The sequence below is a fragment of the Kitasatospora sp. NPDC059673 genome (assembly GCF_042734215.1).
Taxonomy (GTDB): domain Bacteria; phylum Actinomycetota; class Actinomycetes; order Streptomycetales; family Streptomycetaceae; genus Kitasatospora.
Genome location: NZ_JBHWEN010000008.1, coordinates 30,292 through 54,136, shown reverse-complemented (window position 1 = coordinate 54,136; position 23,845 = coordinate 30,292). Strand labels below are relative to the sequence as shown.

Genomic DNA, 23,845 nt, shown 5'->3' with positions numbered 1-23,845 from the left:
ACGTACCACCCACTTGGAGACAACCGATGACGGACAGCCAGACGGCGGCCCCGCAGGCCGCGAAGGTGCCCGCCCAGGCACCCGGCCCGGACCGTGAACCCCTGCTGCGGGTCACCGGACTGACCCGGCACTTCCCGGTCACCAAGGGCCTGCTGAAGCGTCAGGTCGGCGCCGTGCGCGCCGTCGACGGCATCGACTTCGAGGTCATGGCCGGCGAGACGCTCGGCGTGGTCGGCGAGTCCGGCTGCGGCAAGTCCACCATGGGACGCCTGGTCACCCGACTCGACGAACCCACCGGCGGGAAGATCGAGTTCGAGGGCGCCGACATCACCCACCTGGGAGTCTCGGCGATGCGGCCCTACCGCCGCGACATCCAGATGATCTTCCAGGACCCGTACTCCTCGCTGAACCCCCGGCACACCATCGGCACCATCGTCGGTGCGCCGTTCCGGCTCCAGAACGTCCAGACCGAGCACGGCGTCAAGAAGGCCGTCCAGGACCTGCTGGAACTGTGCGGACTCAGCCCCGAGCACTACAACCGCTACCCGCACGAGTTCTCCGGCGGCCAGCGCCAGCGCATCGGCATCGCCCGCGCGCTCGCCCTGCGCCCGAAGATGATCGTCGCGGACGAGCCGGTCTCCGCCCTGGACGTCTCCATCCAGGCCCAGGTGGTCAACCTGCTGGACGACCTCCAGCAGGAACTCGGCCTGACCTACCTGATCATCGCGCACGACCTCTCGGTGGTCCGGCACGTCTCCGACCGGGTCGCCGTGATGTACCTCGGCAAGGTGGTGGAGATCGCCGACCGCGACTCCCTGTACGCCAAGCCGATGCACCCCTACACCAACGCCCTGATGTCCGCGGTGCCGGTCCCCGACCCGCGGCGCAAGGAGCGCCGCGAGCGGATCCTGCTCACCGGTGACGTCCCGTCGCCGCTCAACCCGCCGTCGGGCTGCCGCTTCCGCACCCGGTGCTGGAAGGCGCAGGACATCTGCGCGAGCCAGGAACCGCCGCTCAGCGCCGCGCGGGCCGGGCATCAGGTGGCCTGCCACTTCCCGGAGAACGCCGAGTAGTTCGCCGAACCGAGGTCCGTCCTGGGAGGGGGTTCCCTCCTGGGGCGGACCTTGCCGTTTCAGCGGATGGTTCCTCGCGCAGTTCTCCCCCCAGCCCAGCGGGCTGGAAGGTGCCCCCACGCGCCCCTGGCGGGGCACGGGGAGGGGGCGCTGACAGTGGCGGGTGGGACAGTGGTGGGCATGCTTGATATCGCGGTGGAGGACAACTCCGGCAGGGTCGGGGTGCGGGTGTCGGAGGACGAACTCCTCGACACGGTGCGGGACATGGGGGAGTGGCCGGACTCCTTCGTGGTGCTGCAGCGGGTGCCGGACCTGCCGCACACATATGCGCAGGCGTGCCCGGAGAACGGGGCGTGGACGGTGGAGCACCGGGCGGGGAGCCCCGCGCGGCACTACGGGGCGCGGGTGGACGACCTGGAGCAGGTCGCCGCGCTGCTGCTCGGGTGGGCGCGGGAGGACGAGGGCTGGGACGCCGGGGTGGCGTGGGAGCGGATCGAGTTCGACGTTCCGGAGCCCGCACCGCTGGAGCTGTCCGCGCAGGACGAGCGGACCCTGGTCGAGGCGGTGCGCGTTCTGCTCGCGGGCGGGTACGCGACCCGTGCGCAGGTGGCCGATTTCGCGGCGGAGTGCCTGGTGGACGGCGGCTCCCGGCCGGTGACGAAGGAGCAGGCGAAGCAGCTGGCCGACCGGATGTGGCTGGAGCGGGTCGCCGAGCAGCGGGCGTGGGTGGGGGAGACGGATCCGGAGCGGGTGGCGCGGGCGTTCGCCGCGCTGGAAGCGGCCGGCATCACGGCCCGGGAGAACTTCACCTGCTGCCGCAACTGCGGCCACGAGGAGATCGGTGCCGAGGCGGCGGAGGGTTCCCGAGGCTTCGTCTACTTCCACTCCCAGGGCACCGAGGGCGCGGCGTCCGGCCAGGACCTGTGGCTGCTGTACGGCGGCTGGGACGGCTCGCCGGACACCACGGCGGCGGTCGGCCGGGAGGTCGTCGCGGCACTGGAGGACCGCGGCCTGGAGGTGCGCTGGGACGGCAGCCCGGACGAGGCGATCCGGGTCACCGGACTGGACTGGCGGCGCCGGCTGGTCGGGTAGTCCGAGCCGGGCAGGCTTTCCTTCGTCCGGCGCAGTGGGGGGCGTGAGCTGTTGCCCGGGGAGTGGGGGTGCCTTGAGCTGGACCGGAATGTTCCGGCTCCCGTGCGAGGGGTAGGTCCACCATGCTGTCGGCGCGCAGTCTGTTCCAGGAGATCCACGACGACGACCGGGCGTTCCGGCTGTTCTGTTCGATCGCGGCCAAGGGGGAGGACCAGGGCGGTTGGGAGAACGGCCGGATCGCCCGGCTGGTACCCGACCAGGAGCTGGCGCCGAAGGTGGCCCGGCACGGCGCGGACGAGGACAAGCACGGGCGGATCTTCAAGGCGCTGCTGCACAAGCGGGGTCTGGAGCCGGCCGAGGTCCCGGACGAGACCGACTACACGATGATCCTGGAACGGCAGGGCATCGGGTTGGCGCACTCCCGGCTGCGCCGGGACGAGCCCTTGGACGAGCAGGACGTGATCACCTACCTGGCGCACAGCCGGGTGACCGAGCAGCGGGCGTCCGAGCAGATGCGGATGCTGAAGCGGATCTTCGGCGACCACCCCGAGGTGGGCCGGGCGGTGCGGATGATCTCCAACGACGAGGACAACCATCTGGCGTTCTGCCACGAGGAGTTGCTGCGGCTCGCGTACCACGGGCACGGCCGGTCGATCCTGGACATCCTGCAGGACACCGCGCGGGCGGAGATCCGCACCTACCGGGACGTCAGCCTGGCGGTGATGGCGCACATGGGGGAGCTGCTGCGCTGGCCGAGGGCGAAGTCGGCGGCGCTGGCCGCGGGCATCCACGCGGTGTACGGGTACGAACGGGCGGGCGGGTGGCGGCGGATGACGACACTGCGGATGCCCGCCAAGCTGAACGCGCTGGGCGGGCCGGCGCCGCACGAGTCGTTCGTCTGACCGCCCGGCGACCGGAGCCGGAAGGTCGGCGTGGACACTGACCACGTGACATCCGAGATCTTCCCGCACGACGTCCAGCAGATCCTCGACCTGGTGGGCATCTTCGTTTTCGCACTGTCCGGCGGCCTGATGGCGGTCCGCAAGAACATGGACATCTTCGGCATCTGTGTGCTGGCCGAGGCCACCGCACTCGGCGGCGGCGTGCTGCGGGACTTGATGATCGGGGCGCTGCCGGTGGCCGCGTTCACCAACGCCGGCTATTTCGCGACCCCGCTGGTGGCGGGGGTGGTGGTGTTCTTCCTGCACCCGGAGGTGGAGCGGATCACCCGGGCGGTGATGGTGCTGGACGCGGCGGGCCTCGGCCTGTTCGCCGTCACCGGCACGATCAAGGCGCACGACCACGGCCTGGGCGCCGTCTCCTCGGTGGCCTGCGGGATGCTGACCGCGGCGGGCGGCGGCGTGGTGCGTGACGTGCTGGCGATGGAGCCGCCCTCGCTGCTGCGCTGGGACCGGGAGATCTACGCGGTGCCGGCGCTGGTCGGCGCGGCGATCACGGCGGTCCTGATCGGCGTGGACCAGCTCACCCCGGCGAGCGCCGCGCTGGCGGCGGTGGCGGCGTTCACCATGCGGATGCTGGCGCTCAGGTACGGGTGGCGGGCACCTCGGGCCTGGCACCGCAACGGTTCCCGGGCCGGCGAGGAGTGAGGCTCAGGTGCGGGCGGCGCGCACCTCGTGCTTGGCGCCGCAGCGGTTCTCGCACCAGCGCGGAGTGGGGGAGCCGCCGTACGCCAGCGAGATCGCCTCGACCGTGCAGAGCAGTTCCGGCAGCAGTTTGCTGAGTTCGACGACCGAGGCGATCTGCACGGGGGCGGAGATCGAGCAGGCGGCGATCGCGGTGCCCTCGGTGCCGGCGATCGGGGCGGCGATGCAGTTCACGGACGCGTGGTACTCGGCCTGGTCGACCGCCCAGCCGCGCCGCTGCACCTCGGCCAGTTCGGTGCGCAGCTCGTCCGGGCCGCCGGTCGACTGCGGGGTGCGGGCCGGGAGCTCCGTCTCGGCGAGGAAGGCGGCGAGCCGGTCGGTGGGCAGGTCGGCCAGCAGGACCTTGCCCGCCGCGGTGGCCGCCGCCGGGGCGCGCCGGCCGATCCGGCTGTCCTCGCCGAGCCAGCTGCGGCCCGGGTCCGGGTACTTGGCGTCCACCTTGTCCAGGTAGAGCACCTCGTCGCCCTCCAGCACCGACAGGTGGACGGTGTGCCCGTAGCGCTCGTTGAGCACCGCCAGGTACGGGGCGGCGACCTGGCGGATGTCGATGCCCTCCAGGGCCTGGTGGGCGAGTGCGAACAGGCGGCCGCCGAGCCGGTAGCGGTGGTCGGACTGCCGGGTGACGAAGCCGTGCTCCTGCAGGGTGCGCAGCAGCCGCAGGGCGGTGGACTTGTGCACGCCGATCCGGGACGCGGCCTGCTCCAGCGAGGCCGGGCCCTCGCCGAGCGAGGCCAGGATGGTCAGCGCACGGTCGACCGTCTGGGACACGGCCCTCCCCCTCTCACAGCGGCGTGGCCGGAACGCTAACGGCGCGTTGCAGAGGGTGCAATGGCCAAATCGTGACCTCTGGGCCGCCTACACTGGACCCGCTATGGCTTACCTCGACCACGCCGCCACCACCCCGATGCTTCCCGAGGCGATCGCCGCGATGACGGCGCAGTTCGGGGCCGTCGGCAACGCGTCCTCCCTGCACACCGCCGGGCGGCGGGCCCGCCGGGTGATCGAGGAGTCCCGGGAGTCGCTGGGCGAGTCCTTGGGCGCGCGGCCCAGCGAGATCGTGCTCACCGCAGGCGGGACCGAGTCCGACAACCTGGCGGTCAAGGGCCTGTACTGGGCCCGGCTGGCCGCCGACCCGGTCCGCCGCCGGGTGCTGAGCAGCCCGGTCGAGCACCACGCGGTGCTGGACGCGGTGCACTGGCTGGCCGAGCACGAGGGCGCCGAGGTCGAGTACCTGCCGGTGGACGAGGTCGGCCGGGTGCGCCCGGAGGCGCTGCGCGAGGCGATCGGGCGGGCGCCGGAGACGGTCGCGCTGGTCACCGTGATGTGGGCCAACAACGAGGTCGGAACCGTTCAGCCGATCCGCGAACTCGCCGCCGTCGCCGCCGAGTTCGGCATCCCGATGCATGCGGACGCGGTGCAGGCGCTGGGCCAGGTCCCGGTGTCCTTCGCCGATTCCGGGCTGACGGCGCTCACCGTCACCAGCCACAAGATCGGCGGGCCGTACGGGGTCGGCGCGCTGCTGCTGTCGCGCTCCGCCACCCCCGTTCCGCTGCTGCACGGCGGCGGCCAGGAGCGGGACGTCCGCTCCGGGACGCTGGACGTGCCCGGTGCGGCCGGGTTCGCGGTGGCGGCCGCGCTCGCCGTCGAGCGGCAGCCCGAGTACGCGGCGGGCGTCGGCATGCTGCGCGACGACCTGCTCGCGGTGGTCCGGGCGGCCGCGCCCGAGGCGCTGCTGAACGGCGACCCCGACCCGGCGGGCCGGCTGCCCGCCAACGCGCACTTCTCCTTCCCCGGCTGCGAGGGCGACGCGCTGCTGATGCTGCTGGACGCGGCCGGTGTGGAGTGCTCGACCGGTTCGGCCTGCTCGGCGGGCGTTCCGCAGCCCAGTCACGTGCTGCTGGCGATGGGCGTGGACGCCGAACTCGCCCGCGCCTCGCTGCGGTTCTCGCTCGGTCACACCTCCACCCGGGCGGATGTGGAGGCGCTGGCCGCCGCGCTGCCCGGCGCGGTGGAGCGGGCCCGCCGGGCCGGACTGGTGCGGGCCGGCCGCTGACCGGGTTCGTTCGGTAGCGGAACCATCTGCTGTCGGACGTCTTCTGAGGGGATGGACGCACCCCTGCCCGAGCGCACCGTCCGCGACCTCACCGGGCTGCTGCTCGCCGCGTTCCTGCTGGCCACCGCACTACCCGCGCGGACCGCTGCTGTCCCGGCCGCTGCCGAGCCGCCCGTCCTGGTGCCGAACTGTCCGTCCGGGGCCGGGCCGGCCGTCGGAGCCCGGAACGAACTGGCCGTCCGACGCCCGCCCGGCCCCCGTTAGGCTGGACTCCTTATGACTGACTTCCCCGGCGCCCCGACCACCCCGTCCACCGGCCGCCTGCGCGTGCTCGCCGCGATGTCCGGCGGCGTCGACTCCGCCGTCGCCGCCGCCCGGGCCGTCGAAGCCGGCCACGAGGTGACCGGCGTCCACCTGGCGCTCGCCAGCAACCCGCAGTCCTTCCGCACCGGCGCGCGCGGCTGCTGCACCCTGGAGGACTCCCGGGACGCCCGCCGCGCCGCCGACGTGATCGGCATCCCGTTCTACGTCTGGGACTTGGCGGAGCGCTTCCGCGAGGACGTGATCGAGGACTTCGTCGCCGAGTACGCCGCCGGGCGCACCCCCAACCCGTGCCTGCGCTGCAACGAGAAGATCAAGTTCGCGGCCCTGCTCGACAAGGCGATCGCCCTCGGCTTCGACGCCGTCTGCACCGGCCACTACGCCCGGATCGTCGACCTGCCCGACGGCACCCGCGAGCTGCACCGGGCCGTGGACGGCGCCAAGGACCAGTCGTACGTGCTCGGCGTGCTGGACGCCGAGCAGCTCGCCCACTCGCTGTTCCCGCTCGGTGACACCACCAAGGACGTCATCCGCGAGGAGGCCGAGCGGCGCGGCCTCGCCGTCGCCAAGAAGCCCGACAGCCACGACATCTGCTTCATCACCGACGGCGACACCCAGGGCTTCCTCGCCGAACGCCTCGGCACGGCTCCCGGCGACATCCTCGACACCGACGGCACCAAGCTCGGCGAGCACGACGGCGCGTACGGCTTCACCATCGGCCAGCGCAAGGGCCTGCGCCTCGGCCGCCCCGCCGCCGACGGCAAGCCGCGCTACGTCCTGGACATCTCGCCGGTCAACAACACCGTCACCGTCGGCCCCGCCAGCGGCCTCGACGTGCACGCCCTCACCGCCATCCGCCCCCGCTGGTGCGGCACCCCGGCGAGCGGCGAAGGCCGCTACACCGCGCAGCTGCGCGCCCACGGCGAAGAAGTCCCGGTGACGGCCGTCCTGACCGACGAGCAGCTCCACGTCCGCCTCGACACCCCCGCCCGCGGCATCGCCCCCGGCCAGGCCGTGGTGCTGTACGACGGCACCCGGGTGGTCGGCTCGGCCACCATCGCGAGCACCGAGCGGGCCGTCGAGGTCTAGTCGAGGTCCAGGGGCCGAGGTCCGGGGACTGCCCGGCTGCGGCCGGTCGTTGCCGGGTTGACCCGGGCGTGGCGGGCGGTGATAGGACTGGTCGCACTATGAACATCACGGTCTTCTGTTCGGCGAACCTGCTCGATGCCAAGTACACCGCCCCGGCGGGGGAGTTCGCCCGGCTGCTCGGGGCGGCCGGGCACACGCTGGTGTGGGGCGGGTCGCACACCGGGCTGATGGGGCTGCTGGCCGACGAGGTGCAGGAGGCCGGGGGACGGCTGGTCGGGGTGTCGGTGGAGTTCCTGCGGCACAAGGCGTACGAGGGCGCCGACGAGCTGGTGGTGATGCCCGATCTGGCCACCCGGAAGGCCGAGTTGCTGGCGCGCGGGGACGCACTGGTGGTGCTGGTCGGCGGCCTCGGGACGCTGGACGAGGTCACCGAGGTGCTGGAGCTGAAGAAGCACGGGCAGCACGACAAGCCGGTGGTGTTCCTCGACACCGAGGGGTTCTACGCCGGGCTGCGGACGCAGCTCGAACGGATGGACAGCGAAGGGTTCCTGCCGCGTCCGCTCGCCGAGCTGGTGAGTTTCGCGCAGACTCCCGCCGAAGCCCTCGCCCACGCCACCGTCCAGCAGAACTGAGGAATCCCATGGGTGCCCACCTGATCACCGGCGCCGGCTCCGGCATCGGGGCCGCCGTCGCCGACAAGCTCACCGCCCGCGGCGAGGAGGTCTGGCTGCTCGCCCGGGACGCCCGCCGCGCCGCCCAGCTGCGCGAGCGCTACCCCGAGGCGCGGACCCTGGTCGGCGACCTCGACGACCCCGCCAAGCTGTCCTGGGCGTTCGGCCACCAGGCGCTGCCCGTCGAACTCGACTCGCTGCTGCACATCGCCGGCGTGGTCGAACTCGGCACCGTCGCCGAGACCCCGGTCAAGGCGTGGCAGCAGCAGCTGAACGTCAACGCCGTCGCGCCCGCCGAGATCACCCGCCTGCTGCTCCCCTCGCTGCGGCTGGCACGCGGGCACGTGGTCTTCGTCAACTCCGGTGCGGGGCTGCGCGCCGCCCCGACCTGGGGCTCGTACGCGGCCAGCAAGTTCGCGGTCCGGGCGGTCGCCGACGCGCTGCGGCAGGAGGAGCACGCCAACGGGGTCCGGGTCACCACCGTGTACCCCGGGCGGACCGCCACCGCGATGCAGGTCAAGGTGCACCAGCAGGAGGGCAAGGAGTACGACCCCTCGAAGTGGATCGCGCCGGAGTCGGTCGCCACCGCGATCCTCGCCGCGCTCGACCTGCCGCGCGACGCGGAGATCACCGAGATCACGGTGCGCCCCGGCCAGTAAGTAGCCGGGGGCCCGCGCCTGCGGTCCACTGGAGGGACGGGGGCTGCGCTCGCGGCTCCGGCAGGTGAGGAGGGCGCGCATGCCGCTGGCCCGGGTGAACGGCGTCGGCCTCTACTACGAGCTGGCGGGGAGCGGCGATCCGCTGGTGCTGGTCCACGGATCCTGGAGCGACCACGCCACCTGGGCGTCCGTGGTGCCCGTGCTGGCCGAGCGGTACCGCGTCCTGGTCTACGACCGGCGGGGGCACAGCCGCAGCGAACGCCCCGCCGGGCAGGGGTCCCGGGCCGAGGACGAGCAGGATCTGGCCGCGCTGGTGGAGACGTTCGGCCTGGCGCCGGCGCATGTCGTGGGCAGCTCCTTCGGTGCCTCGGCGGCGCTGGGCCTGGCCGCGCGGCGCCCCGAACTGTTCCGCAGCCTGGTGGCGCACGAGCCCCCGCTGATGGGGATCGTGGCGCAGGACCGGGACCTCGGGCCGCTGATGCGGGCCATGGGGGAGAGACTCGGGTCCGTGCACGCGCACCTGCGCGCGGGCGAGGACCTCGCGGGCGCGAAGCAGTTCATCGACGAGGTCGCCCTCGGCCCGGGCACCTGGGACGAGTTCCCGGACCGGCTCCGGGACGTCCTGCTCTTCAACGCCCCCACCTTCCTCGACGAACTGGGCGATCCCGGCTGGTCGTTCCTCGATCTCGCCGGGCTGTCCGGCTACCTGGGCCCCGCCCTGCTGACCAACGGCACCGAGAGCCCGCCGTGGTTCGCGGCCATCATCGCCAAGCTCGCCGAGGCCCTGCCCCGGGCCGAGATCGGAACCCTGGAGGGCGCCGGCCACGTCCCGCACGTCTCGCACCCCGCGGAGTACCTGCGCAGCCTGACCGGCTTCCTCGGCGACGCCTGACGCCCGGGCTGCGTAGGCTCTGTCCCGTGACTGACGTGGACGTTTTCGGGAAGCTGGCCGGGGCCGCGACCGGGGTGGGGTCGATGCCCGGCGGGGATGTGCGGGAGATGACCCGCGGCGTGATGGCGGAGCTGGAGCAGCTGCCGCACCTGCCGGAGCTGCCCGGGCGGGGGCCCGGGGCGGACATGATCGGGCGCGGGGCGGGCCTGCTGACCGAGCTGTTCGTGCAGACCGAGCCGAGCGGCTGGCGGTTCACCGACCACCCGGGGCGGGACACCAAGCGGGCCCGGTCCTGGCTGGGCGAGGACCTGGACGCGCTGGAGGAGTACACCCAGGGCTACGAAGGGCTGCTGAAGATCCAGGCGGTCGGGCCGTGGACGCTGGCCGGGTCGATCGAGCTGCGGCACGGCGAGAAGGCGCTCAGCGACCCCGGTGCCTGCCGGGACGTCGCGGCGTCGCTGACCGAGGGGCTGCGCCGGCACCTGGAGGACGTCCGCCGCCGGGTGCCGGGCGCGACGGTGGTGCTGCAGCTGGACGAGCCGCTGCTGCCCGCCGTGCTGGCCGGGTCGGTGAAGACCGCCAGCGGCTTCCAGCGGCTGCGCGCGATCGACCGCCAACTCGCCGAGCAGGCGCTGCGCGAGGTGATCCGGGGCGTGGAAACGCCGGTGCTGGTGCACAGTTGCGCGCCGAAGGTGCCGATCCCGCTGCTGCGCCGGGCCGGTGTGGCCGGGATCAGCCTCGACTTCGGACTCCTGACCGAGCGTGACGACGACGACCTGGGCGAGGCGATCGAGGGCGGGACGCTGATCCTCGCCGGTGTGGTGCCCTCCACTGACACCGCTGCGGTTCAATCAAAAGCAGTGTCAGACCCGGCCGGTAGTGTCCAGGGTGTCAGGACGTTGTGGCGCAGGCTCGGGTTGGCCCCGGAGCTCCTGGGCCGCCGGGTGGTGGTGACGCCGACGTGCGGGCTGGCGGGGGCGTCCCCGGCGTATGCCCGGCGGGCGTTGGCGCAGACCGTGAAGGCGGCGCGGAGCCTGGTGGACAACCCGGAGTGACGAGCGAGGAGGGCCCGGTGGCGGCTGCTGTGGAGGGCTGGGAGGAGATCCCGGCGGAGGTGCGGACCCGGCACGCCGAACTGGCGACCGAGATCGAGGAACACCGGGCCCGGTACTACGAGTTGGACGCGCCGACCATCAGCGACGCCGAATTCGACGCACTGATGCGCGAGTTGGAGGCGCTGGAGGCCGAGCACCCGGCGCTGGTGACGCCCGACTCGCCGACCCAGAAGGTCGGCGGCGCGCCCACCGTGCTGTTCGCGCCGGTCGAGCACCGGGAGCGGCTGCTCAGCCTCGACAACGCGATGGACGCCGAAGAGTTGGCCGCCTGGGCCGAGCGGGTCGCCACCGAACTGTCCGGCATCGACTACCACTACCTGTGCGAGCTGAAGGTGGACGGGCTGGCCGTCAACCTGACGTACGAGAACGGGGTGCTGGTGCAGGCCGCGACCCGCGGCGACGGCCGGGTCGGGGAGGACATCACCGCCAACGTCCGCACCATCAAGGAGATCCCGCACCGCCTGCACGGCGACAACATCCCCGCGCTGGTCGAGATCCGCGGCGAGGTGTACTTCCCCACCGAGGACTTCGACGCGCTGAACGCCTCCTTCGCCGAGGAGAACGAGCGCCGCCGGCAGGAGAACGAGGAGCGTGCCAAGGAGGGCAAGCGGCCGCGGGCGATGATCCGGCTGTTCATGAACCCGCGCAACGCCGCCGCCGGATCGCTCCGGCAGAAGGACCCGCTGGTCACCGCCGCCCGCCCGCTGCGGATGGTGGTGCACGGCATCGGCGCCCGGGTCGGCTTCGACATCGACTGCCAGTCGCACGCCTACCAGCTGCTGCACGACTGGGGGCTGCCGACGGCGAGGCACAACAAGGTGGTCGGCTCGCTCGACGAAGTGCGGGCGTTCATCAAGCACTTCGGCGAGCAGCGGCACTCCGTCGAGCACGAGATCGACGGCGTGGTGGTCAAGGTCGACGAGATCGCCCTGCAGGGCCGGCTCGGCTCCACCTCCAAGTCGCCGCGCTGGGCGATCGCCTGGAAGTACCCGCCGGAGGAGGTCACCGGCAAGCTCGCCGAGATCAAGATCGGCATCGGCCGCACCGGCCGGGCCACCCCGTACGCGGTGCTGGCCGAGCCGGTGAAGGTGGCCGGCTCGATGGTGCAGTACGCGACGCTGCACAACCAGCAGATCGTCAAGGCCAAGGACGTGCTGCTCGGCGACACCATCGTGCTGCGCAAGGCCGGTGACGTGATCCCCGAGATCCTCGGCCCGGTCTACGACCTGCGCGACGGCAGCGAGGTGGCGTTCGAGATGCCCACGCACTGCCCGGAGTGCGGCGGCGAGCTGCGCCCGATGTCCGAGGGCGACATCGACCTGCGCTGCCCGAACGCCCAGCACTGCCCGGCGCAGATCCGTGAGCGGATCGCGTTCCTCGGCGGCCGCCAGTGCCTGGACATCGAGGGTCTGGGCTACGTCGCGGCGACGGCGCTCACCCAGCCGCTGGAGCCCGCGGACCCGCCGGTCAAGGACGAGGGCGACATCTTCGGCCTGACCGAGGCGCAACTGCTGCCGATCAAGGTGCTGGTGCGCGACCCGAAGACCGGCATGCCCAAGCCGGACGACAAGACCGGCAAGGAGAAGCGGACGTCCTTCTTCGCCACCACCGCCGGCGCCCCGAAGAAGAACACCGGCGTGCTGCTGGAGAATCTGGACAAGGCCAAGGACCGCCCGCTGTGGCGCTTCCTGAACGGCCTGTCGATCCGGCACGTCGGCCCGGTGGCCGCCCAGGAACTGGCCCGCGAGTTCCGCGACCTGGACCGGATCTTCGCCGCCGACGAGACCGAACTCGCCGCCGTCGAGGGCGTCGGGCCGACCATCGCCCGGTCCGTCAAGGAGTGGTACGCGGAGGAGTGGCACCGGGAGATCCTCCGCAAGTGGCGGGACGCGGGCGTGCGGTTCACCGAGGAAGCCGGCGAGGAGCAGGGCGAACGGCCGCTGGAGGGGCTGACGGTGGTGGTCACCGGCACCCTCGCCGGGCACACCCGGGACGGCGCGAAGGAGGCGCTGACCTCGCGCGGCGCGAAGGTGACCGGCTCGGTGTCGAAGAAGACGCACTTCGTGGTGGTCGGCGACAACCCCGGCTCCAAGTACGACAAGGCGGTGCAGCTCGGCGTTCCGGTGCTGGACGACGCCGGGTTCGAGGTGCTGCTCGGCCAGGGCGCGGACGCGGCCCGCCGGCATCTCGGGCTGGACGTGGACAGTGAGGAGAACGCCGGAGAAGTGCCGCAGGAGCAGGTGTCCTGACGGGTCGTTATCGTCCTGATGCCGCGCCAGCCGGGTGTTCGAGAGCGAAATCGGGCATTGTGTCATCGAGCAGCGCGCGGATATGACGTCGCGCTCGGAGGTGACCGGAAAGTGCGCCCGTGCGGCGGACCCCGGCTTACCCTGGGCGCTACGAACTGTCAGCAGGAGTGTGTGGCACCGGTTCTGCCGGAGCCCCGGGGACACGCCCTCGTCTGACGTCCACCGGCATCCCGAGGAGGGGGTGCCTCACCGTGAGGCGGCCCAGCGGGGGCGGGCCCGACGGAGGACTGGGCTTATGGATCGTACGACCGGCGGTGCGCCCACACGCCCGCCGCAGGGGATGGCGGGGGCGGTGCTGCTGCTCGGTGTCCTGCTGGCCGGGGCCGCACCGCTGATCCCGCTGGCCGTCCTGGTGTACCGCTACGAACCCGAACTGCTCCCGCTGTTCGCGGTTCCGCTGGCCGTACTGGTCGCCGCCTGGCGGATCGCCCGGGACCGGGCCAGGGACCAGCTCACCGACCCGCTGACCGACCTGCCCAACCGGCAGGCCCTGCTGATCGCCACCCAGGAGGCGCTCGCCGCCCACGAGGGCGAACCCGGCTACAGCGTCGGGCTGATCCTGCTCGACCTGGACCGCTTCCGGTCGCTGAACGACGCGCTCGGGCACACCGCCGGCGACCGGCTGCTGGTGCACATCGCCCGCAGGCTGCACCGGGCGCTGCGCTCCGGCGGCGGCTTCGCGCCGGGACCGGACACCGCCGTGCTGCCCCCGCAGGTGCGCCGCCGCGGCGAGCGCCCGGTGGTGGCCCGGATGGGCGGCGACGAGTTCGCGGTGCTGCTCCCCGGCGTCGGCAGCCCCGAGCTGCTGGAGCGGATCGCCAAGGGGCTGATCGCCGAACTCGCCGCACCGATCCGGCTGGACGGGCTGCTGCTGGTGCTGGAGGCCAGCGCCGGGGTCTGTGTGCACCCGACGCACGCCCCGGACGCAGAATCGCTTCTGCGACGGGCCGACGTGGCGATGGGCCACGCCCAGCACAGCCGCAGTGGCGTCGAACTGTACGACGAGGCACGGGACTTGGAGACCCCGTACCGGATCGGCCTGCTCGGCGACCTGCGGCGGGCGCTGGAGATGAACGAGGTCGCCCTGCACTACCAGCCGAAGGTCGCCTTCGACGGCCGGGTGGTCGGCCTGGAGGCGCTGGTGCGCTGGGAGCGGCCCGGGCAGGGCCGGGTGCCCCCCGACGAGTTCATCAGCCTCGCCGAATCCTCCGGACTGATGCCCCGGCTCACCGACTACGTGCTGGAGAGCGCCGTCGGGCAGATCGCCCGCTGGCGCCACCAGGGCCTGCTGGTGCCGGTCGCCGTCAACGTCTCGCCGCGCGACGTCCTCAATCCGGGTTTCGCCGCCCGGGTCGCCGGACACCTCACCCGGCACCAGGTCCCCGCCGAGGCACTCCAACTGGAGATCACCGAACGGCTGCTGCTCGACGACAGCCGGCGGGCCGCCGACACGCTGGCCGAACTGCGCCGCTACGGCGTGCGGATGTCGCTGGACGACTTCGGCACCGGGCACTCCTCGCTGGTGCGGCTGCGCAGCCTCCCGGTCGGCGAACTGAAGATCGACCGCTCCTTCGTCTCCCGGATGGTCGCCGACGACCACGACGCGGCGGTGGTGCGCTGCTCCGTCGAACTCGCCCACTCGCTGGGCCTGACGGTGGTCGCCGAGGGCGTCGAGGACGACGAGACCTGGGAGCGGCTGCACGACCTCGGGGTGGACGCCGTGCAGGGGTGGCTGGTGTCGGCCGCGCTGCCCGTCGATCAGGCGACGGCGTGGCTGCAGGTGCGGCAGACGGGGGCGGCGCCGGTTTCGTCGCTTCCGCGATAGTTCTTCGCCCGCGAGGTCCGCCCGGGGAGGGGAGTTCCGCCCCCGGGCGGACCTTTCCGCGTCTGCCCGGTTGCTCGCGCGGTTCTCCGTGCCACGGAAGGGGCACATAGGATGGCCCCCAAGACCAAAAAGGACGGGTGTGCCCAGGGCCGCCCGGTCCACCAGAACTCACCCTTGAGGATCGCTGCATGCCTGGCATCACGCGCGAGGAGGTCGCCCACCTCGCCCGGCTGTCGCGTCTGGAGTTGCAGGCGGAGGAGTTGGACCACTTCGCCGAGCAGCTCGACGTGATCATCGGCGCGGTCGCCCGCGTTTCCGAGGTCGCGGGGCAGGACGTCCCGCCGACCTCCCACCCGCTCCCGCTGAGCAACGTCATGCGGGCGGACGAGGTGCGACAGTCGCTGACCCCGGAGCAGGCGCTGTCCGGCGCCCCGGCGAGTGAGGACCAGCGTTTCCGCGTGCCGCAGATCCTCGGGGAGGACTGACCCACATGACCGACCTGATCAAGTACACGGCGGCCGAGACGGCCTCCGCGATCGCCTCGGGCGAGGTGTCGGCCGTCGAGGTCGCGCAGGCCCACTTGGACCGGATCAACGCCGTCGACAAGAAGGTCAACGCCTTCCTGCACGTCGACAGCGAGGGCGCGCTGGCCGCCGCCCGCACGGTGGACGACAAGCGCGCCAAGGGCGAGCAGCTCAGCCCGCTGGCCGGTGTGCCGCTGGCGCTGAAGGACGTCTTCACCACCAAGGGCATCCCGACCACCTGCGGCTCGAAGATGCTGGAGGGCTGGATCCCGCCCTACGACGCCACCCTGACGCGGCGTCTGAAGGACGCGGACGTCGTCATCCTCGGCAAGACCAACATGGACGAGTTCGCGATGGGCTCCTCCACCGAGAACTCGGCGTACGGCCCGACCAGCAACCCGTGGGACCTGACCCGGATCCCCGGCGGCTCCGGCGGCGGCTCCGCGGCGGCGCTCGCCGCGTTCGAGGCGCCGCTGGCGATCGGCACCGACACCGGCGGCTCGATCCGCCAGCCCGGCGCCGTCACCGGCACCGTCGGCGTCAAGCCGACCTACGGCTCGGTGTCCCGCTACGGCCTGGTCGCCTTCTCGTCCTCGCTCGACCAGGGCGGCCCGTGCGCCCGCACCGTGCTGGACGCGGCGCTGCTGCACGAGGCGATCGCCGGCCACGACCCGCTGGACTCCACCTCGATCGACGCGCCGGTCCCGGCCGTGGTCGAGGCCGCGAAGGTGCGCGACATCCGCGGCATGCGGATCGGCATCGTCAAGGAGTTCGCCGGCGAGGGCTACCAGGCCGGCGTCATGCAGCGCTTCAACGAGTCGGTGGAGCTGCTGCGCGAGCTGGGCGCCGAGGTCGTCGAGGTGTCCTGCCCGTCGTTCACGCTGGCGCTGCCCGCGTACTACCTGATCGCCCCGTCCGAGTGCTCCTCGAACCTCGCCCGGTTCGACGCGATGCGCTACGGCCTGCGGGTCGGCGACGACGGCACCCGCTCCGCCGAGCAGGTCACCGCGCTGACCCGCGAGGCCGGATTCGGCGACGAGGTCAAGCGCCGCATCATCCTCGGCACCTACGCGCTGTCGTCCGGCTACTACGACGCCTACTACGGCTCGGCGCAGAAGGTCCGCACGCTGATCTCCCGGGACTTCGACGCCGCGTTCGCCGGCGTGGACGTGCTGATCTCCCCGACCACGCCGACCACCGCGTTCCCGATCGGCGAGCGGGCGGACGACCCGATGGCGATGTACCTCGCCGACCTGTGCACCATTCCCTCGAACCTGGCGGGCAACGCGGCCATGTCGCTGCCCTGCGGTCTGGCTCCGGAGGACAATCTCCCGGTCGGCCTGCAGATCATCGCCCCCGCGATGGCGGACGACCGCCTCTACCGCGTGGGCGGCGCCGTCGAGGCCGCGCTCAACGACAAGTGGGGTCACACCCTGCTGGAGGAGGCACCGGCACTATGAGCAAGATCGAGAAGGCCAAGGGCTGGAAGCACTCGAAGCCCGGCCTGTGGCTGTCCATCGGCACCAGCGCGTTCGGGGCGATCTCGGTCGTCAAGGACATCCGCCACGCCCGCGAGGACAACGACACCCTCAAGCTGATCAACGCCGTGGTCGGCGCCGCCGCCCTGATCACCGGCACCGCGCTCCTCGTCCGCGAGCTCAAGCGGCTCGGCGACGACGACGTCCTGCTCGGCTGAACCCCCCATGACTGAAGAAGGGACGCTGTGAGCGTCATGAGCCTGGTCTCCTACGAGGAGGCACTCGCCTCGTACGACCCGGTGATGGGCCTTGAGGTCCACGTCGAGCTGGGTACCAAGACCAAGATGTTCTGCGGCTGCTCCACCGAGCTGGGCGCGGAACCGAACTCGCAGACCTGTCCGACCTGCCTCGGCCTGCCCGGCTCACTGCCGGTGGTCAACGCGGTCGGTGTGGAGTCGGCGATCCGGATCGGTCTCGCGCTGAACTGCGAGATCGCCGAGTGGTGCCGGTTCGCCCGGAAGAACTACTTCTACCCGGACATGCCGAAGAACTTCCAGACCAGCCAGTACGACGAGCCGATCGCCTTCAACGGCTACCTCGACGTGCAGCTGGAGGACGGCGAGATCTTCCGGGTGGAGATCGAGCGCGCCCACATGGAGGAGGACACCGGCAAGTCCACCCACGTCGGTGGCGCGACCGGCCGCATCCACGGCGCCGAGTACTCGCTGCTCGACTACAACCGGGCCGGCATCCCGCTGATCGAGATCGTCACCAAGCCGATCGAGGGCGCGGGCCACCGGGCCCCGGAGGTCGCGAAGGCGTACGTCGCCGAACTGCGCGAGCTGATCAAGGCGCTGGGCGTCTCCGAGGCGCGGATGGACAAGGGCCAGATGCGCTGCGACGTCAACCTGTCGCTGCGCCCCAACGGCACCGAGACCTTCGGCACCCGCAGCGAGACCAAGAACGTCAACTCGCTGCGCAGCGTGGAGCGGGCCGCCCGGTTCGAGATCCAGCGGCACGCCACCGTGCTGACGGACGGCGGGACGATCGTCCAGGAGACCCGGCACTTCCACGAGGAGGACGGCTCCACCACCTCCGGCCGGATCAAGGACAACGCCGAGGACTACCGGTACTTCCCGGAGCCCGACCTCGTCCCGGTCGCCCCGGCCCGTGAGTGGGTCGAGGAACTGCGGGCCGGTCTGCCCGAGCTGCCGCGGGTCCGCCGGGCCCGGCTGCAGGCGGAGTGGAACCTGTCCGACCAGGACATGCAGTCGGTGCTGAACGCCGGTGCGGTGGAGCCGATTCTGGAGACCATCGCGGCCGGCGCCCCCGCCGACCAGGCCCGCAAGTGGTGGATGGGCGAGCTGGCGCGGCGCGCCAACGAGACCGGCACCGAGCTGTCCGAGCAGCCGATCACCCCGGCCCAGGTGGCCCGGGTCTGCGCGCTGGTCGCCGAGGGCAAGCTGAACGACAAGCTGGCCCGCCAGGTCATCGAGGGCGTCCTCGCCGGCGAGGGCGAGCCGGACCAGGTCGTCGAGAAGCGCGGCCTGGCCGTGGTCTCCGACGACTCGGCGCTCGGCGCGGCCGTCGACCAGGCGATCGCCGACAACCCGGATGTCGCCGCGAAGATCCGCGACGGCAAGGTGCAGGCGGTCGGCGCGCTGGTCGGCGCGGTCATGAAGACCACCCGCGGCAAGGCCGACGCGGCGAAGGTGAAGGACCTGATCCTGGAGAAGCTCGCCTGAGTGCTGCTGCTCCGCACGGTGCCCGTCCCCGCACACGGGGGCGGGCACACGTCGTTTTCCGGCGCGATTCGAGGGAGGTTCGAGTCGCCGCTCCGATCCTGCCCTCCGCGGTACGCCGGAGACGAAGCGAGGTGGGGTAATGGCCGGGACGACAGGTTCGGGACGGAGGCTGCTGGGGACGGCTGTGAGACGGCTGCTGTGGGGCCTGTCGCTGCTCGGCGACATGTACCTCTGCACGGCGGCCTCCCGGTACGAGGCCCTGCTGCTCGGACGGCCGGTGGAACGCCCGTGGCCGCTGGAACCGCCGATCACCCTGCTGCCGCCGCCCCCCGGACACCCCGAGCAGCTGATCCCGGACGTGCCGCTGAGCGCCGTCGAACTCGCGCTGCGTTCCGAACTGCGCCACCTGGAGCGACTGCTGCCGGGAGGGACATGGCGCTGACCGCGCGGGCGCGGCCGAGCCGGAGGAGAGCGGGCTTCAAGAGCTGGTTGAGCGGACCGCCGGAGACTGGGCGCAGCGCGGCTCGAGGAGCGGGCCGGGCGCGGAACCTCCGGAGGTGCGGAATGCGGGAGCCGGCAACTCTGACCGAGGCCCTGGTCGAGCGGTTCGCCCGCGCGGCCGCCGAGCCGGCGGTGGTCGAGCCGGGTGATCCGGGCACCGCTGCGCGCACCGCGAGCTACGGTGAACTCGACCGCCGGGCCCGTGAGTTGGCGAACTGGCTGACCGACCGCCAGGCGACCGGCCGGCCGGTGCTGGTGGCGCTGGAGACCGGCGTGGAACTGGCCGTCGCGGTGGTGGCCTGCCTGTACGCGGGCGCCGTCGCGGTGCCCGTCCCGCCGCCGTCCACGTCCGCGGCCGCCGCCGAGCGGACCACCGCGATCGCCCGGGAGACCGGCGCGGCCGTGGTCCTCACCGTCTCCCGGCACGCCGCGGACGTCTCGCGGCGACTGTCCGACGCGGGGCGCGGCGCCGTGCTGTGCCTGGCCGTCGACACGGTGCTGCCGGACGCCGCCGAGCGGGCGGAGGGACGGCCGATGCCGCGCCTCGGCCCGGAGACGGTCGCGCTGATCCAGTACACCTCCGGCACCACCGCCGCCCCGCGCGGCGTGCAGGTCACCCACGCCAACCTGCTGGCCACCATGCGGGAGATCCAGCAGGCGCTGGGCACCCACGCCGGCTCGCGGATCGGCGGCTGGCTGCCCTGCTACCACGACCTGGGCCTGATCGGGCAGGTGCTGCACCCGCTGTGGCTGGGCGCGACCGCCGTGCTGATGCCGCCCCGGCTGTTCCTGGGACGCCCCGTGCGCTGGCTGCGGGCCATCGACGAGTACGGGGTGACGGTCGCCGCCGCCCCCGACTCCGCGTACGCCCGGTGCGCCGCCGAGGTCACCGACGCGGAACTCGCCGGGCTCGACCTGTCGCGCTGGGAGATGGCCGTGAACGCCGCCGAACCGGTGTCCGCGGCCACCGTCGAGGCGTTCGCCGGACGCTTCGCCGCGGCCGGGCTGCGGCCCGGCGCGATGGTCGCCGGGTACGGGCTGGCCGAGGCGACGCTGCTGGTCAGCACCACCGGCGGCAGCCCCGCCGCGGTCCGGTCCGGGCTGCCGGTGGGAGCCGCGGACGGCCGACGGGTGGTCAGCTGCGGGCGGCCGCGCGGCGGCGAGGTGCGGATCGTCGACCCGGTGAACCGCACCGAACTGCCCGACGGCGCGGAGGGCGAGGTGTGGGTGCGGGGCGCGGCGGTCGCCGCCGGGTACTGGCAGCGGCCGCTGGAGACCGCCGAGGTGTTCGGCGCCGTCACCGCCGCCGGCGCCCGCGGCTTCCTGCGCACCGGCGACCTCGGCGTGCTCAGCGACGGCGAGCTGTACCTGACCGGCCGGCTCAAGGACACCGTGGAGGTGGCCGGACAGAGCGTCCACCCCCAGGAGATGGAACGCCGCCTGATCGACTGCGGCGAACGCCTGGCCTCCGCCGTGGTGTTCGGCGCCGACCAGCCAGACCGGCTGGTGGTGGTCCAGGAAGTCCGGCACCCCGGCCGCGACCAGGCCACGCTGGCGGCGCTCGCCGCGCGGGTGCGCGGCTGCCTGGCCGAGGAGTTCGGCGCGCGGCCGGCCGGCGTCCTGCTGGTCCGCCCCGGCTCGGTGCGCCGCACCACCAGCGGCAAGGTCCGGCGCTCGACGATGCGGCAACTGTTCCTGCGCGGGGAGCTCCGGCCCGTGTACGCCGAACTCGACGAGGCGTTGCCGGTGCCGTCCCGGGAGACGGCCAGGTGAGAGTCGTCGAGAGGCGCGAGCAGCGCGCGGGGCGCGCGGAGGGCGAGCGGGTCGAGTTCGTCGAGGGCGGTGTGCGCGGCGGTGGTCAGGTGGGCACTGCTGAGCGGCGGTGCGGCGGCCCGGCCGACGGGCACGTGGAAGGTGAGCGGGTCGAGCCGGCCGCAGGCACGGGCCTGGTGAACGCCGCTGAGCAGCGCGTGCGGGCCGAGCTTGTCGCAGACGCGGGCCCGGTGATCGCCGAGTGGCGTGCGGAGGGTGGCTTGCGCGGCGGCCCGGCCGACGGGCGCGTGGAAGGCGAGCGGGTCGAGCCGGCCGCAGGCACGGGCCTGGTGAACGCCGCTGAGCAGCGAGTGCGGGCCGAGCTTGTCGCAGACGCGGGCCCGGTGATCGCCGAGTGGCGTGCGGAGGGTGGCTTGCGCGGTGGCCCGGCCGACGGGCGCGTGGAGGGTGAGCGGGTCGAACTCGGCGTTGGCGCCGGGCGCGGCGGTGGCCCGGTGAGTGCCGTCGAGCGGCAGGTGCGGGAGCGCGTCGCGGAGTGGGAGCGGCGGCTCGGGGATCCGGATGATCCGGGGAATCCGGCCGGGTTCCGGGCGTTGTTGGCGGCCGACGAGCGGGCGGAGTTGGCCGAGGGGGCGGTGGCCGTTCTGCACGAGGGCGGGTTCGGTGCGGAGTTGGTGCCGGTGGCGCTCGGGGGGAGGCTGGAGCGGGCGGATGTGCTGGCGCGGGTGCTGCGGCCGGTGTTCCGGCGGGACGTCTCCCTGGGGTTCGGCCACGGGATCACCTCGCTGTTCGCGGCCGCGCCGGTCTGGGCGTCCGGCAGCCCGGCGCAGCGGCGGCGGATTGCCGAACTGCTGCTGGCGGGGCGTTCGGTGGCGATCGCGCACCACGCGCTGGCGCACGCCAACGCGCTGTGGCAGGGCGAGTTCACGGCCGCCTCGGAGGGTGAGGGCTACCTGCTGCGGGGCCGGAAGGACGTGGTGATCAACGCCGATCGGGCCGGTGCGGTGGTGGTGTTCGCCAGGGCGGGGGAGGCGGGCGGCAGCCATTCGGTGCTGCTGGTCGATCCGGCGGAGGCGGGTGGCACGTTGACGGTGCTGCCGCGGCGGATCAGTACCGGGATGCGTGGCTGCCGGTTCGCGGGGTTGGAGTTCACCGATCTTCCGGTGTCCGGCGAGGCCCGGGTCGGGCTGCCGGGGGAGGGCGTCCGGCTGGCGCTGCGCACCTTCCAGCTGAACCGGACGCTGATCCCGGCGGTGCTGCTGGCCGGTGCGGACACCGTGCTGCGGGCCGCCGCCCGGGCCGCCGGCCGGCCCCGTCATGGGGCGCTGCTCGCGGGGGTGTTCGCGGATCTGCTGCTGTGCGACGCGATGGCCACCGCCGTGCTGCGTGCCCTGCACCTGGTGCCGGACAGCGCCCACCTGGGTGCGGCGGCCGTCAAGTACCTGGTGCCGGACCTGTTGCGGGACGACGTGGAGGAGCTGTCCGCGGTGCTCGGTGCGTCCGGGTACGACCGGGCGGGCGGGCCGGGCAGCCTGCAGAAGCTGCTCCGGGACATGCCCGCGGCCAGTCTCGGGCATGTCGGGACCGCTGCCTGCCAGGCCGTGCTGATCCCGCAGCTGCCCGTGCTGGCGCGGGAGTCCTGGCTGCGCGCGGCCGAGCCGCCGGCCGCGCTGTACGCCTTCGAGCAGCCGTTGCCGCCGCTCGACCTGGGCGCGCTCGCGGTGGCCGGCGGCAGTGACGTGCTGATCGCCACGCTGGCCGGTGCCGCGGCCCGGTTGCGGGCCGACCCGCCCGCGGGGCCGGACGGCCGGGTGGCCGCCGAGCTCGCCGGGGTGCTGACGGGGGAGCTGGCGGCGCTGCGGGAGCGGGCGCTGGCGCTGCCCGCCGACAGTGCGGCCGCCCTGGCCAGCCCGTCCTGGTGTGCGCTGGTCGAGCGGTACGCGCTGCTGGCGGCGGCGGGTGCGGCGCTCGGCGGCTGGGAGGCCCGGCGGGGCGGGGGCGGGTTCCTCGCCGATCCGGCGTGGCTGGTGCTGGCGCTGTCCCGGCTGGCCCGCCGGCTCGGCCTGCCGGTGGCGCAGCCGCCCGCCGACTGTGTGCGGCGGGTGCACGCCGAGGTGCTGGCCCGGCTGGCCGGCGGACGTTCCCTGGACCTGTACGACACGCCGCTGGCCGAAGGAGGCTCGCGATGACGAACCATCGAGCGGGAGTGCCGGCACCGCTGTTGATGCCCGGGCCGAGCGCCCGGTGGGTCGAGGTGCGGCAGGCGATGGCCTGGCACGGGCACGCGGTGGTGCACGCCTACACCGAGCAGTGGCAGGACGCGGTGATGGCGGAGCCGGAGCTGCGGCAGGTCCTCGGCACCCGCGACTGGCAGCGGCTCAGTTCGCTGGAGCGGACCCGGACCAGGGAGCGGTTCGCGGCGTCCCGGCTGCTGGTCAGGTATGCGGCGGGGGCGGCGTTGCAGGTGCCGCCGGAGGCCGTCGAGCTCGGCTACAAGCCGGGTGGCCGTCCGTACCTGCGCGGCTGTGACCAGATCGACGTCAGCATCAGCCACACCCGGGACCTGATCGTGGTCGGCCTGAGCCGGCGTGGCCGGATCGGTGTGGACACCGAGCTGGCCGACCGCAAGGTCCGCTACCAGGACATGCGCCGCCTGCTGTGCACCCCCGCCGAGCGGAGCTGGCTGGACCGGCTGCCCGCCCGCAAGCAGGAGAAGCAGCTGTTGCGGCTGTGGACCCTGAAGGAGGCGTACACCAAGGCGCTCGGGCAGGGGATGCGGTTCGGTTTCACCGAGTTCGGGTTCGCCGAGTTCGGTTCCGGCCCCGGTACCGACCTGCACACCCCGGACGGTTCCGCGGCCGGGTTCGGCGAGTGGACGTTCGGCACGTACGCCCTCAAGCGCGGCTATCTGGTGAGCGTCGCCTGCCACGACGCCGGGCATCAGGCGGTGCCGGACACCGCGGTCTCCACCATGCTCGACGGCGGCTTTCTCGCGGAGGTGGTGAACCTGCTGCGGGCGGGGGCCGGGTAACCGCCCTGACGAAAATCGAACGTCCTGGAA

The 23,845-nt window shown here is 73.1% G+C and carries 21 protein-coding genes and 1 pseudogene; 21 read left to right on the top strand and 1 reads right to left on the bottom strand.

The annotated features are described in order from the left end of the window. Window positions 1–26: 26 nt before the first annotated feature. The 4 genes from ACFV18_RS12120 to ACFV18_RS12105 all read left to right on the top strand — a co-directional run bounded on the left by ACFV18_RS12120 (window position 27) and on the right by ACFV18_RS12105 (window position 3,772). Window positions 27–1,073, top strand: coding sequence for an ABC transporter ATP-binding protein (locus tag ACFV18_RS12120; RefSeq protein ID WP_380482080.1), 1,047 nt, complete (start codon window positions 27–29; stop codon window positions 1,071–1,073). Window positions 1,074–1,253: 180 nt separating this feature from the next. Next, window positions 1,254–2,165 carry a DUF6891 domain-containing protein gene (locus ACFV18_RS12115; RefSeq protein ID WP_380482079.1) on the top strand — a complete coding sequence of 304 codons (912 nt, stop codon included), beginning with the start codon at window positions 1,254–1,256 and terminating at the stop codon, window positions 2,163–2,165. Between the two features lie 122 nt (window positions 2,166–2,287). Beyond that, the gene (locus ACFV18_RS12110; RefSeq protein WP_380482077.1) at window positions 2,288–3,067 is read left to right on the top strand and encodes a ferritin-like domain-containing protein; all 780 of its coding nucleotides are present in this window, start codon (window positions 2,288–2,290) and stop codon (window positions 3,065–3,067) included. Window positions 3,068–3,112: 45 nt separating this feature from the next. Continuing rightward, window positions 3,113–3,772: a trimeric intracellular cation channel family protein gene (locus ACFV18_RS12105; protein WP_380482075.1), complete on the top strand. Its 660-nt coding sequence runs from the start codon at window positions 3,113–3,115 to the stop codon at window positions 3,770–3,772. A 3-nt stretch (window positions 3,773–3,775) separates the two neighbouring features. On the opposite strand, the gene ACFV18_RS12100 is transcribed toward ACFV18_RS12105, so the two are convergent. Then, window positions 3,776–4,597, bottom strand: a complete 822-nt coding sequence (locus ACFV18_RS12100) for an IclR family transcriptional regulator (RefSeq protein ID WP_380482073.1) — start codon at window positions 4,595–4,597, stop codon at window positions 3,776–3,778. 103 nt (window positions 4,598–4,700) lie between these two features. On the opposite strand from ACFV18_RS12100, the gene ACFV18_RS12095 reads away from it, so the two are divergent. The 17 genes and pseudogenes from ACFV18_RS12095 to ACFV18_RS12015 all read left to right on the top strand — a co-directional run bounded on the left by ACFV18_RS12095 (window position 4,701) and on the right by ACFV18_RS12015 (window position 23,815). Beyond that, a complete protein-coding gene (locus ACFV18_RS12095; protein ID WP_380482071.1) occupies window positions 4,701–5,882 on the top strand; it encodes a cysteine desulfurase family protein in 1,182 nt (393 codons plus the stop codon). A gap of 51 nt (window positions 5,883–5,933) precedes the next feature. Further along, the gene (locus ACFV18_RS12090) at window positions 5,934–6,146 is read left to right on the top strand and encodes a hypothetical protein (RefSeq protein ID WP_380482069.1); all 213 of its coding nucleotides are present in this window, start codon (window positions 5,934–5,936) and stop codon (window positions 6,144–6,146) included. 12 nt (window positions 6,147–6,158) lie between these two features. Beyond that, complete coding sequence (gene mnmA / locus ACFV18_RS12085; protein WP_380482068.1) at window positions 6,159–7,292, top strand: tRNA 2-thiouridine(34) synthase MnmA; 1,134 nt, start codon at window positions 6,159–6,161, stop codon at window positions 7,290–7,292. A gap of 98 nt (window positions 7,293–7,390) precedes the next feature. Beyond that, on the top strand, window positions 7,391–7,924 hold the full coding sequence (locus ACFV18_RS12080; protein WP_380482066.1) for a TIGR00730 family Rossman fold protein: 534 nt from the start codon (window positions 7,391–7,393) through the stop codon (window positions 7,922–7,924). A gap of 8 nt (window positions 7,925–7,932) precedes the next feature. After that, window positions 7,933–8,622, top strand: coding sequence for an SDR family oxidoreductase (locus tag ACFV18_RS12075; protein WP_380482064.1), 690 nt, complete (start codon window positions 7,933–7,935; stop codon window positions 8,620–8,622). Between the two features lie 79 nt (window positions 8,623–8,701). Continuing rightward, window positions 8,702–9,514 (top strand): alpha/beta fold hydrolase, encoded by an 813-nt coding sequence (locus ACFV18_RS12070; RefSeq protein ID WP_380482063.1) that lies wholly within the window; start codon window positions 8,702–8,704, stop codon window positions 9,512–9,514. Window positions 9,515–9,597: 83 nt separating this feature from the next. After that, complete coding sequence (locus ACFV18_RS12065; RefSeq protein WP_380482338.1) at window positions 9,598–10,569, top strand: methionine synthase; 972 nt, start codon at window positions 9,598–9,600, stop codon at window positions 10,567–10,569. Window positions 10,570–10,586: 17 nt separating this feature from the next. Then, window positions 10,587–12,878 (top strand): NAD-dependent DNA ligase LigA, encoded by a 2,292-nt coding sequence (ligA, locus tag ACFV18_RS12060; RefSeq protein WP_380482062.1) that lies wholly within the window; start codon window positions 10,587–10,589, stop codon window positions 12,876–12,878. Between the two features lie 358 nt (window positions 12,879–13,236). Beyond that, window positions 13,237–14,724: pseudogene (locus tag ACFV18_RS12055) on the top strand (putative bifunctional diguanylate cyclase/phosphodiesterase); the annotation flags it as partial. A gap of 227 nt (window positions 14,725–14,951) precedes the next feature. Continuing rightward, complete coding sequence (gene gatC, locus ACFV18_RS12050; protein ID WP_035866399.1) at window positions 14,952–15,248, top strand: Asp-tRNA(Asn)/Glu-tRNA(Gln) amidotransferase subunit GatC; 297 nt, start codon at window positions 14,952–14,954, stop codon at window positions 15,246–15,248. A gap of 5 nt (window positions 15,249–15,253) precedes the next feature. After that, entirely contained in the window at window positions 15,254–16,747 is a 1,494-nt protein-coding gene (gatA, locus tag ACFV18_RS12045; RefSeq protein WP_380482060.1) for an Asp-tRNA(Asn)/Glu-tRNA(Gln) amidotransferase subunit GatA, read from the top strand. Beyond that, window positions 16,744–16,983 carry a hypothetical protein gene (locus ACFV18_RS12040; RefSeq protein ID WP_380482058.1) on the top strand — a complete coding sequence of 80 codons (240 nt, stop codon included), beginning with the start codon at window positions 16,744–16,746 and terminating at the stop codon, window positions 16,981–16,983. Before gatA ends, ACFV18_RS12040 begins: the two co-directional genes overlap by 4 nt. A gap of 27 nt (window positions 16,984–17,010) precedes the next feature. Beyond that, a complete protein-coding gene (gene gatB, locus ACFV18_RS12035) occupies window positions 17,011–18,510 on the top strand; it encodes an Asp-tRNA(Asn)/Glu-tRNA(Gln) amidotransferase subunit GatB (protein ID WP_380482056.1) in 1,500 nt (499 codons plus the stop codon). Window positions 18,511–18,694: 184 nt separating this feature from the next. Beyond that, window positions 18,695–18,952 carry a DUF6059 family protein gene (locus ACFV18_RS12030; protein ID WP_380482055.1) on the top strand — a complete coding sequence of 86 codons (258 nt, stop codon included), beginning with the start codon at window positions 18,695–18,697 and terminating at the stop codon, window positions 18,950–18,952. 122 nt (window positions 18,953–19,074) lie between these two features. Further along, on the top strand, window positions 19,075–20,784 hold the full coding sequence (locus ACFV18_RS12025; RefSeq protein ID WP_380482053.1) for a fatty acyl-AMP ligase: 1,710 nt from the start codon (window positions 19,075–19,077) through the stop codon (window positions 20,782–20,784). Further along, the gene (locus ACFV18_RS12020) at window positions 20,781–22,973 is read left to right on the top strand and encodes an acyl-CoA dehydrogenase family protein (RefSeq protein WP_380482051.1); all 2,193 of its coding nucleotides are present in this window, start codon (window positions 20,781–20,783) and stop codon (window positions 22,971–22,973) included. Before ACFV18_RS12025 ends, ACFV18_RS12020 begins: the two co-directional genes overlap by 4 nt. Then, window positions 22,970–23,815: a 4'-phosphopantetheinyl transferase family protein gene (locus tag ACFV18_RS12015; protein WP_380482049.1), complete on the top strand. Its 846-nt coding sequence runs from the start codon at window positions 22,970–22,972 to the stop codon at window positions 23,813–23,815. Before ACFV18_RS12020 ends, ACFV18_RS12015 begins: the two co-directional genes overlap by 4 nt. Window positions 23,816–23,845 lie beyond the last annotated feature (30 nt).